Below are 12051 nucleotides of genomic sequence, written 5' to 3'. Positions count from 1 at the left end.
CCTTGTAGATTGCTATTTTCGACTAAAGTAATCCTCCAATCTCAATCTTAATTTAGCCGCAAATAAAAAGACAACTTTTACATATGAAGAATGTCATTTTTAATAATAATGCATTCATGGGCCGAAATGGCGTTTTCATAAGCTAAAGACTATTATCTGACTCACGTAACTAGCCAAACATAGATATTTTACTAACTTGCCTGTTGATAAAAGCATAATATGGATTTCATAAAAAACATAACCCCAAAAAGAATCTTGACCCACATTATGTTTTGGCTAGTCTTTTTGATCATACATTTTGTGACAAAAAGTTTTGACTATAAAAAGTACGATGACCTCGTTTATATCTTTCTTGCAGAAACAGTCATTCAGGCTATTGGAGCGTATGTCTTGATTTACGTTCTAATCCCTAATCTACTCATTCAAAAGAAATACCTCCTTTTTATTATCTTGTTTATTATTTGGGTATGTCTTGTTTTTGTGATGCTTACAACCTTCAAATTTTTTTATCTAGAACCCAGATTCCCTCAGTATTATTTAGAATGGGATAAATGTCCTGACACATTAATTCAAAGGTTAAGTAGTTTTAGGTTGTTTTTCACAAAAATTATTTGGTTATTTTTCCCTGCGTCAGTAATTGGATTAATTCGTTTTTATAAAAATCAACAACGTCTTTCCAAAATAGAAGAAGAAAAAAAATCAATAGAACTCAAAACCTTAAAAAACCAATTAAATCCTCATTTTCTATTTAATACGCTAAATAACTTATACACTTTAACCCTAAAAAAAGACGATAAAGCGCCTGAAGTAATTGCGAAACTATCTGAAATTCTGGATTTCGTTTTATACCGCTGCAACGAAGATTATGTTTCTATCGAAAAGGAAATTACGTTAATCGAAAATTATATTGCATTAGAAAAACTCCGCTATAGCGAAGATAGATTAGACATTTCATTTACTAAAAGTATTGAAGTTAGCAATAGAATATCTCCTTTAATAATATTGACTTTTATCGAAAATGCCTTTAAACATGGCGTAATCAATGAAACCGAAAAAGCAATAATTCGGTTAAATTTAGAAAGTAAACCACAACAGATCATTTTTAGTATTGAAAACACAAAACCACAAAATGAAACTGCAAAAAAAAACAAACAAATCGCAAATTGGACTCGAGAATGTCCGAAAACAACTGAACTTACTGTATCCCAAAAAACACTCTTTGGAAATTATAGAAGATCAAAAAAAATTCTTCATTAAATTAAAACTAACTGTTTAATTTTTCACATGACATACAAATGTATCATCATTGACGACGAGCCTCTGGCGAGAGAATTAATTACCTCTCACCTACTAAATTTTGAAAATTTCGAACTAATCGATTCGTTTGAAAATGCACTAAAAGCGTATACCTTTTTAGAAACCAATACCGTTGATTTAGTTTTTCTGGATATTGAAATGCCTTTACTAAAAGGAAATGATTTTCTAAAAAAACTAAAAAATCCACCAAAGGTAATTTTTACAACTGCTTATCGAGAGTACGCTATCGAAGGATACGAACTTAATGTTATAGACTATCTTTTAAAACCAATAACTTTTGATCGCTTTTTTGTTGCTATCGAAAAATTCAAACAGTTCCAAAATCCAAAAAAAGAAGAAAAAGCAATTCCTGAAAATCATATTTTTGTATCTAGTGGAAGTAGGAATATCAAAATAATTTTTGAAGAAATCCTATACATCGAAAGTTTAAAAGATTATATTACAATACATCTTGAAAACGATAAATCGCATCATCTCAAACAGAACATCTCTGCCTTCGAAAAATTATTAGATTCAAATTTTGTCCGAGTTCATCGTTCTTTTATTATTCAAACAAAAAAACTAACAGCTTATTCTAAAAATGAAGTAGAAATAAATAATGTAGAAATCCCAATAGGAAGCAGTTATAAAGAAAACTGGCTAACTTATTTAAAAAACATCTAATAATATAAAACCCCATAAATTTCATATGAATCTGAAATTTATGGGGTTTATTTTTTATCAAATAAATTAAAATTTATTTTCTATTTCTGCGGCTTGCAGCATCAAATAGTGTAAATCTGTATTCTTTACAAAAGGTTTTAAAAGCTCACTTCCGGGACCAAACATGGCCAACTCAACATAATCAGCAGAGTGATCCATACTAATCCAACCAACAGAGTTTATTTTACCCTGCATTTCTGCAAAAGCTTTATAAGGCAATTTTTTATAGTTGTATAATCCGTCTTCTTTATGTAAGCCATCATAATAACTCAAAACCGTTTTTGCATCATCATCTGATACCGAATGCCCATTTGCCTTTTCAATAATTTCTTTTACTTGTGAAATTGAAGAATCAGGTTTAATCTGATTTAAAATCCATTCATTTGTCTGAGTGTATTTCTGAATACTATCAAAATTTTCATTTGCGTATTTACCATAAATAATTCCCGGATTAGCATTCCCATGATCAGTAGTAATAATAACTAGCGTTTCCTTGTCTTTTTCAGCAAAATCAATTGCAATTTTCACCGCTTCATCAAATTCAATTTGGTCATTAATTAAACCCGCAATATCATTACCGTGTGCAGCCCAATCAACCTTTCCGCTTTCAATTTGCAAAACAAAACCATTTTTATGCTCTTTCATTCGATCAATAGCTTTCTGAGCCATTTCGGCTAAACTTGGAACTGTTTCTTTCAAGTTTTTATCACTATTTCTGTCTACATAATACGGAAGTCCATCTTTCTGAAAACACCCCTAAAATAGGTTTTGAATTAGAAGCTGCATCCATTTCAGAACGCGTTTTTACCACCTGATACCCTTTTGTGCTAAAAGCAGCATACATATCCTTCTTATCTTTTCTTACACTAGAGTTAAAATAGTTTGAACCTCCACCCATCATAACATCAAAACCAAGGTCTAGAATATTGTTCAGCAATATCATCCTGAGCATTTCTGCTTTTACTATTAACACAAAAACCAGCAGGAGTAGCATGAGTTATTGGAACTGTAGTTACGCAACCAGCCATTTTCCCTGATTTCTTGAATTTTTGCCAAATAGGCAAATGTGGTTCTCCTTGAGGGCTAACATTAAGCACTCCATTATTTACTCTAAAACCGCCACCCCATGAAGAGCTGGCTGCCGATGAATCGGTCACAATAGAACTAGCCGAAGCAGTATCCATCAATGCTCTCGAAACTCGATTGTCTTTATATAACTGTATCCAATTAGATCCTTTTCCTGTTTTTCTGTTCAAATACAAATCGGCCATATTTAATGTCCCAGTACTCATCCCATCACTAACTAAGAGAATAATATTTTTTGCTTTCTTATTTTTATTAACCGATTCTAAATCTAAAATATTAGCCGAACCCTGAAAAGGACTCATAACTGCTGCTCCAATTGTAAATAAAGAGCCATTTCTAAAAAACTTCCTTCTATCCATCATTACTTTGTTTATGTAAGTATTTCAAAGATAAAAAAATACACCAACTAACAAAATTATCTTTCTGTTATCATACCGAACTTGTCGCCTAGTCATAAATTTTCTAAATCCATTTAAACACGAATGGCACTAATTAATTTATAAAATTAATTCCTCTAACAAAGTCAACCTATTAAGATTGGTACAAATTGTTGTGATTCATATTTGTACTTTATACTTGTATTCAAAACTTAGTAAAACAATCTAAAAAGCAAAAACCCCATCTAATCTAGACAGGGCTTTATAAATTGCATTTTGATAAATCTTAAACTGTAAATTTCAAAGGCAGATGAACTACTTTTTTAGTTTCAAAAAATTCATCTTCAAAGAAATCAGCTAAATTATATTCTGTTGCTTTAGGAAAATCTTTCAATTCTTCCGTTAAATCTCCTCCTTTAAGGTATAAAATTCCGTTTTTAAGTTCGTGTTTGTGTTTTTTCTTGATTTTATCTTTAATCCAAGAAACAAAATCAGGCATATTAGTTACTGCACGACTTACAATAAAATCAAAATCTCCTTTAACATTTTCAGCACGAAGCTGTTCTGCTTTTACATTTTTTAAATCCAAAGCATCAACAACACCCTGAACCACTTTTATTTTTTTAGCAATAACATCAATCAAATAAAAACGTGTTTCTGGAAAAAGAATCGCCAAAGGAATACCTGAAATCCACCACCAGTACCCACATCAAGAACATAAGTCCCTGGTTCAAATTTTATAATTTTTGCAATTCCAAGCGAATGTAGAATATGCTTGGTGTATAAGGCATCAATATCTTTACGTGAAATAACATTAATTTTTTCATTCCAATCATGGTATAAAAAATCTAATTTTTGAAATTGTTCTTTTTGAGCGTCAGTCAAATCAGGAAAATATTTCAGAATCTCATTCATTGTTCTATTTTTTTAACAAAAGTACTACTTTACAGTCGAAATATTTAACTCATTTTTGTAAATTGAAAATTTATAATAATTACCTTTGAGGACTATTTAAAATTTATATGAATAAGACCATACCTACATTTGCTAAGCAAGACAATTTAAAGTTTTTCAGAACGCTTAACTCGCGAGTGAACAGTTACTTTAAAGATAATAATATCCAAAAGACAGGAAATTGGAAACTTCATTTAAAAGCCATTATTCTGTTTACAGTTTTTCTTGCGCCGTATTTTTTAATACTTACACTCGATATGCCATTTTGGGCTCATTTACTATTAACCATTGTTATGGGAATTGGAATGGCTGGAATTGGAATGAATGTAATGCATGATGGAAACCATGGATCTTACTCGACAAAAAGTTGGGTAAATAAAATCATGGGAGGAAGCATTTATGTTCTTGCAGGAAACGTACACAACTGGCAAGTACAACATAATGTTTTACATCATACTTATACTAATATTCATGGTCATGACGAAGATCTTGATGCAGGAAGAATTATTCGTTTTACACAAAATGCTGAGTGGCATCGTTTTCATAAATTTCAGCATTACTATTCATTTTTCCTTTACGGATTATTGACTTTCAATTGGGCATTAACAACCGATTTTAAGCAAATGAAAAATTACTTGAAAAGAAAATTATCATACGGAACACCACAAAGTCCTGCCAAATTATGGACTGTATTAGTAATTACAAAAATTATTTACGTACTAATCTGGATGGCATTACCGATGCTTTTAGGTATTGTATGGTGGAAAGTTGTTATTGGATTCTTCGTGATGCATTATACAGCAGGATTAATTTTAAGTATCGTATTCCAATTGGCACACGTAGTTGAAGAAACATCTAACCCTATTCCTAATGAAGATGGGGAAATGGAAAACACATGGGCAATTCACCAATTATACACTACAGCTAATTTTGCTCCAAAGAACAAAGTTGTAAACTGGTTTACAGGCGGATTAAACCACCAGATTGAACATCACATTTTTCCAAACATAAGCCATATACACTACGGAAAAATTGCCGAAATAGTAAAACAAACCGCAATCGAATGCAATTTACCATATCATGAATTCAAAACCATGAGAGGAGCTGTTTTGGCACACTACAAACATTTACGAGACTTGGGCATGAAACCCGAAATGGCGTAATATCAACACAATAACAAACCACAATTAACTATAAAATGAATCACATTCTTTCAGACAGAATTAACAATTTAGCTACATCACAAACTTTAGCAATGGCCGCTTTGGCGCGCGAATTAAAAGCACAAGGAAAAGACATCATTAGTTTAAGTTTGGGAGAACCAGACTTTAATACGCCTGACTTCATTAAAGAAGCAGTAAAAAAAGCAGTTGACGAAAATTACAGTACATATTCTCCAGTAGAAGGTTATTTAGAATTAAGAGAAGCAATTTGCAGAAAATTCAAAAGAGATAACGGCTTAGACTACAAACCAACTCAAATTGTAGTTTCTACAGGAGCAAAACAATCTTTATACAACATTGCACAAGTAATGTTAAATGATGGTGACGAGGTTATTTTACCAGCACCATACTGGGTTTCTTATTTCGAAATCGTAAAACTTTCTGGAGGAGTTCCAGTTGAAGTTCCAACATCTGTAGATACTGATTTTAAAATCACACCTGAGCAATTAGAAGCTGCTATCACACCAAAAACAAAAATGATGTGGTTCAGTTCTCCTTGTAATCCTTCTGGATCTGTTTACAGTAGAGAGGAATTAACAGCTCTAGCAAAAGTTTTAGAAAAATACCCAAACATATACGTTGTTGCTGACGAAATTTATGAGCACATTAATTTCTCAGGAACTTTCTGCAGCATCGGTTCAATTCCGGGAATGTTAGAAAAAACAATCACTGTAAATGGAGTTGCAAAAGCATTTGCTATGACAGGATACAGAGTTGGTTACATCGGAGCCCCTGAATTCATTGCAAAAGCATGTACCAAAATTCAAGGACAAGTAACTTCTGGAGCAAATTCTGTAGCACAACGCGCTACAATTACTGCAGTAGATGCTGATCCAAGTGTATTAAATCACATGGTTAAGGCTTTCCACGGTCGTAGAGATTTAGTAGTTGGATTATTAAAAGAAATTCCTGGTGTAAAAATTAACGTTCCTGAAGGTGCATTTTATGTTTTCCCAGATGTTTCTTCTTTCTTCGGAAAAACATTAAAAGGAACAGAAATTAAAGATGCAAACGATTTATCAATGTATCTTTTAGGAGAAGCTAACGTAGCAACTGTAACAGGTGACGCTTTTGGAAATCCAAACTGTATTGTTTTTCTTACGCAACAAGCGAAGACATATTAAAGAAGCTTTACGCAGAATCAAAGAAGCTTTAACAGCTTAATCAAGATTCAAATTATATAAATCAAAGCCTCAAGGAAATTTTCTTGAGGCTTTTTTTGTTCTTCTAATTAATCAATAAAGAGGCTATATCTCTTGTAAGTGCAGTTGGGAATTGCAATCACAATTACTCAAACCTACCACATAAATCTGCTCCGTTGGTTCATAAATTCCCATTGTTTTAAAGCCAAAAATGCTACCTCCATGCTCACGCACAAGTTTTTTATTCAACTCTTTTATATGCCATCCATATCCGTAATCAATATTAGCACCATTATTTAATTTATAATTAGTGAATACTTTTTCAGTAGAAATAGAATTAAGCAACACATTAGCATCAATTGCATTTTGCCATTTTAACATATCATCTACATTTGACATTATCGAACCTGAAGCATAAGGAATAGAAAAACTGATATAAGTAGCATTTACATACCCCTCTTTATCTCGATAACCAGAAACTCTGTTTTTTATTACCCTTTCATGGCTTGCATAATAAGTATCTGTCATTCCTAATTTCTCAAAGATATTATGATTAACAAACTCTTGATACGTCTGACCCGATGCAATCTCAATAATATATCCTAATAAAACGTAACCTGAATTGCAATATTTAAATTGTTCTCCAGGTTTAAAATCTACTGGTTCATTCTTAAAAAAATCAACTAATTCTTTAGGTGATAAATCACTTCTAGCAATATTCTTAATTGATTTCATACTCGTAAAATCTTTAATTCCAGAAGTGTGCGTTAACAAATGATGAATTGTAATCCTATTTCCATTAGTCGGATAATCAGGAATAAACTTTGTAATTTCATCATCCAATTTAAGCTTAACCTGTTCAACTAACATCAAAATTGAGACAGCTGTAAATTGCTTAGTCATTGAACCAATTTCAAAAACAAAATCTGGTTGCATCTTAACATTCAATTCTAAGTTAGCCATACCAAAAGCTTTCCTATATATTACTTTATCCCCTTTCGCAACTAAAAAAACTCCACCAGGCGCTTCTAACTTAAAGTTTTCGTTCAACAATTTATCTATTCGATTCTCTAAAGTTTGAGAAAAAACAACAGAATGAAATATTAAAAATATCACTGTAAAAATTCTAAGAACTAATTTCATTTGATTATTAATTTAATGATTGATGTTTATTCTGACGACATTATAACTCATTAGGTTACAAAACAAAAAGCATAAAACATAACATATCTAAAATTATGAATTCTAAATTTTTAACATCCCTTTTCAAGCAAGCATTGCTTTTCAGATTATTTTATTAGTATTTTAGCCAAAAAAAAACTTTTATAGCGCTTAAAAAAAACTCAATAGTAATTAGTTGCAGACATTAGTCTTAACAAAACATTGCAGACCAAAAACTATCTAATCATGACCTCTCTATTCCGAAAAATATTATCATTATCATTGTTATAACATTTTCTTCTCATCGGGCAAAAGCGCAAACAACTGGCAATTACATCAAAGCGTCAATCGGTTATGGATCAAGCAGTTCTTATTACATCGAGAACTATGGAAGTCAAGATGAATTAGATGTTATGGGAAGAGGACTATACCTTCAAGGTGAATATGTTGTAGGAATAAAAACATGGTATAGTGTACGAGCATATGCGGGTGCAATTTTTGAATCTGTTGATAAAAATCAAAACATGCAAAATCAACCGCTATATAAAGTTACGACGAATGCCTTTTTAATGGGAGGAAAAGTCCGTATTTGCGCACCTATACCTTGGGTAGCTCCATTCATTGAAGGTGGTATTGGAGCTTCAATAGGTAAATTCGAAACGTTTACACCCAACGTTAATTTTAATAAAAGTACTGTTTTATTACATATCCCATTTAGTATCGGATTAGCTGTAGGCAGACATAAAAGTCTAGAAATCGGTATTTCTGCGCTACTTTCACCAACGGCTAAACAATCTACGGGGGGTATTTGCTGTAGGATATACTTTTCCGCTTGATTAAAACTTAATAGCAATTAAGAAATCGATTGTTTGTTTAAAAAAATAAATCTCTCTTAGACGACTTTACACTAACTATAATTTATAATTATGAATAAAGAACGATTTGATATTTCTTTGCTATTAGTAGTTTTCACCACTACCATAGCAATTTGGTTATATTTATTTGAAACAATTGTAACGCTGACAACAAATCAACCAACAAATAATTTTCTATTCACACTAAACTTATTTCACTTTCTTTCTTTTTTCTATGCATTACTTTTTCATTCGTTATTCTTGTTACAAAATGTCTCAATGCAATAGAAGTTTCTAAAAAACAAACAATAAGGCTAAATCAAATTGCAGAAAATGTTAAAAATATTTGTTTTCATTGTGGGGGATTTTATTATTATTTAGTATTATTTCTTTTTTGTCCACCAATTTTTTTCTTAAAGTAAGTTTTCATGTATCAATTTACTTTAATAGCATTCACTTCTCTAATATTGACTTTTATTTCTAAGTTCATTTGGCATAAAAATTAACAATACTCGCGAAACGAATTATCAAAAATTCATTTAAAATACTATATAACGATTATAACAATATATATACTTTATTTTCCAGTAGCAGTATTATTAGTTCTGGAATAAACTTTAAAAGCGAAAAAGAATTTTTATACCCAAAATGAAATAATAAGAAATGGAAATCAAACCACGAGGTTATATCTTTTTACCACGGATAGAAAAAGTCAATTATGGATTTCGTTTTAAAGACGCAAAACACGGATCTCGAAATTGTTATTATGTTAATTTAAAAGAGTATGATGGAAATGAAGAAGCTGTTATAGAAGTAACGTATAAATTACAAAATTAGGAATTCAAAAAAAAGATTATTTCTATTTAAATCTCTCTTGCTCTTTAAAAGCGCTCCCACTATTTTTCACTTTAAAACACGCATTTCCTTTTCATTATTATCCCCTATTAGTTAACTATTTCAAAAAAAGTCACTTCAGTATTAGCAAACTCAGATTATTTATAGAACTTTGCAAACTTTTTTCCATAATACCATAGAATGTTAAAGTCTTAAAAATGAAGAAGAAAATCGAAATATTAGCTCGGCTGAAGAGTTAATTGGAGGAATGGCAGCTATAAATCGTGGAGCCGATGCAGTTTATATTGGTGCACCCCAATTTGGAGCACGTTCTAATGCAAATAACCTTTTTGAAGATGTTGCTGCTTTAGTAAAATACACCACTCTCTTTAACGCTACAGTGGTAATGAATACCATTTTGTGTCAATCATTAAACTGAGGGTTGGACAAATGATCTATGAATTATACGATATTGGTGTAGATGCATTAATCATTCGGATATGGCCATCGTGTGTCGATGGAGCTGTCTATTGTATTTATGCTAGCACACAAGCCAATAACCGTGATGCTGATAAAATTAAATTCTTAAAAGATGCAGGGATAAAACGTGTGGTATTAGCCGTGAATTAAACTTACATCAAATTAAAACAATATACGACGAGGCTGATGTTGAACTAGAGTTTTTCGTAACTGGAGCTCTATGTGTGTCATTTAGTGGAAACTGCTATATGAGTGTAGCAAACGGAGAACGCAGTGCCAATCGTGGATCTTGCGCTCAAAACTATCGTTTACCTTATAACTTAATTGACGGAAACGGAGAAACTTTAATCAAAAACAGTCACTTACTGTCGATTAAAGATTTAGATATATCTGATCAAATTCCGAATTTAATTGAAGCAGGAATCGTTTCTTTTAAAATCGAAGGAAGATTAAAAGATGTCGTTTACGTAAAAAATAACGTGTCTTTTTTACGCCAAAAACTTAGACAGTTTTTAGAAACAGAAGGAAACGATAAATACATAAAAGCTTCTTCAGGAAAATGTACTTATACTTTTGATTCTTCTCTAAACAGAACATTTAATCGTGGCTACACTGATTATTTTGTAAACGATAGAAATCATAGTATTGGATCTCTGGGAAAGCCCAAAGTCAAAAGGACAATATATTGGTAAACTAATCCGAACTGTTGGAAACGCTTACGAAATCGAAAATGGAGAATTGTTAAACAACGGTGATGGACTTTGTTTTATACAACGAAAACAATGAAGCTGACGGAATTTATGTAAACAAAGCCGAAAACGGAAAAATATACCCAAACGTTTTAAAAGAAGTAAAAGACGGAACTTTTATTTACCGTAATAACGACGCTGCTTTCATCAAAATTATTCAAGAGAAGACAGTGCTGTTCGTAAACTAAGCACCACTTTACTACTGAAAACGAAACTGGTTTTGAATTAATCGCAACTGATGAAGATGGAAATGTAAGTGTTGTTACTTTAGAACATTCAAAAGAACAAACTAAAACTGGCGAATCAATAGAAGAAAACATCAAAACACAATTGGCAAAAACAGGTTTTACACCTTATACAGCCGATGAAATTAATGTGATGTTTACTCAAAACTGGTTCCTTCCTATTTCAAAAATCAACGAAATGCGAAGAACTGTTTACGATCAATTAACCGAGATTCGTTTAGCAAATTACAAGCGCGAAGAACACCAATTGGTAAAAACATCGCATCCGTATCCTGAAACCAAATTAGATTTCATGTACAACGTTTCAAACAAAACGGCACGTCAAATTCTACAAACGTCATGGCGTAACCGAAATCGAAAAAGCTTTTGAATTGCAATGGGATCCAGGAAAATCGCGTGTAATGACAACCAAATATTGTATCAAATACGAATTAAAAAAATGCCCAATACACCAAAAAGATATAATGGGTGTTAAAGTAAAAGAACCATTGGTATTAAAACAAGGCGAACTAGAATACAAACTAAAATTCAACTGTAAACCTTGCGAAATGGAAATTTGGGAAAAAGATGCCGAATTTGGAATCGAAGAAGATCATTTTCATTAATAAGTATTAACCTCAAGGTTTTTTACCGCAAAGAACACAAAGGTTCGCTAAGATTAATTTTAAAATCTTTGCGAACCTTTTTATTTCAATTATACAAAGTATCTATTTACACGTAAAGATTGTAGAGACACATCTCAGTGCATCTCTACAGTAATTGATTATCAATAATTAAATCTGCCGAATCTGCAAAATCTGCGTGAGAATAAATTCCATTTTTTTATCTTTACTTTCAAAACCAAATTCAAATGAAAATTAAAAATAGCATAACAAAACATTCGATTATTGCTGGCGTTTTTGTTTGCTCTTTTTTTCCACTTTTAAT

General features: G+C 31.6%; 6 protein-coding genes and 4 pseudogenes. 7 read left to right on the top strand and 3 right to left on the bottom strand.

The features are described from left to right. Window positions 1-591 precede the first annotated feature (591 nt). Entirely contained in the window at window positions 592-1257 is a 666-nt protein-coding gene (locus AC1RYN_RS16575) for a sensor histidine kinase (protein WP_481807824.1), read from the top strand. A gap of 27 nt (window positions 1258-1284) precedes the next feature. Next, the gene (locus AC1RYN_RS16570) at window positions 1285-1980 is read left to right on the top strand and encodes a LytR/AlgR family response regulator transcription factor (RefSeq protein ID WP_481807823.1); all 696 of its coding nucleotides are present in this window, start codon (window positions 1285-1287) and stop codon (window positions 1978-1980) included. Window positions 1981-2046: 66 nt separating this feature from the next. Here the strand turns inward: AC1RYN_RS16570 and AC1RYN_RS16565 are convergent. Both AC1RYN_RS16565 and rsmG read right to left on the bottom strand, forming a co-directional pair. Beyond that, window positions 2047-3464, bottom strand: a pseudogene (locus AC1RYN_RS16565) (alkaline phosphatase). A 304-nt stretch (window positions 3465-3768) separates the two neighbouring features. Next, window positions 3769-4397: pseudogene (gene rsmG, locus AC1RYN_RS16560) on the bottom strand (16S rRNA (guanine(527)-N(7))-methyltransferase RsmG). Between the two features lie 107 nt (window positions 4398-4504). Between rsmG and AC1RYN_RS16555 the strand changes: the two are divergent. Continuing rightward, window positions 4505-5599 (top strand): fatty acid desaturase family protein, encoded by a 1095-nt coding sequence (locus AC1RYN_RS16555; protein WP_481807822.1) that lies wholly within the window; start codon window positions 4505-4507, stop codon window positions 5597-5599. Window positions 5600-5634: 35 nt separating this feature from the next. Beyond that, window positions 5635-6823, top strand: a pseudogene (locus AC1RYN_RS16550) (pyridoxal phosphate-dependent aminotransferase). A gap of 83 nt (window positions 6824-6906) precedes the next feature. Here AC1RYN_RS16550 and AC1RYN_RS16545 read toward each other — a convergent pair. Beyond that, on the bottom strand, window positions 6907-7944 hold the full coding sequence (locus AC1RYN_RS16545; protein WP_481807821.1) for a serine hydrolase domain-containing protein: 1038 nt from the start codon (window positions 7942-7944) through the stop codon (window positions 6907-6909). 431 nt (window positions 7945-8375) lie between these two features. Here AC1RYN_RS16545 and AC1RYN_RS16540 point away from each other — a divergent pair, with 431 nt between their 5' ends. The 3 genes and pseudogenes from AC1RYN_RS16540 (at window position 8376) to AC1RYN_RS16530 (ending at window position 11729) form a co-directional block, all read left to right on the top strand. After that, complete coding sequence (locus AC1RYN_RS16540) at window positions 8376-8798, top strand: hypothetical protein (RefSeq protein WP_481807820.1); 423 nt, start codon at window positions 8376-8378, stop codon at window positions 8796-8798. A gap of 681 nt (window positions 8799-9479) precedes the next feature. Next, window positions 9480-9653, top strand: a complete 174-nt coding sequence (locus tag AC1RYN_RS16535) for a hypothetical protein (protein ID WP_481807819.1) — start codon at window positions 9480-9482, stop codon at window positions 9651-9653. 215 nt (window positions 9654-9868) lie between these two features. Then, a pseudogene (locus AC1RYN_RS16530) lies at window positions 9869-11729 on the top strand (peptidase U32 family protein). The last annotated feature ends 322 nt before the right edge of the window (window positions 11730-12051 follow it).

Source organism: Flavobacterium sp. TC780, from assembly GCF_056783245.1.
The sequence above is the reverse complement of the archived record's forward strand: the minus strand, read 5'-3'. Positions and strand labels throughout refer to the sequence as shown.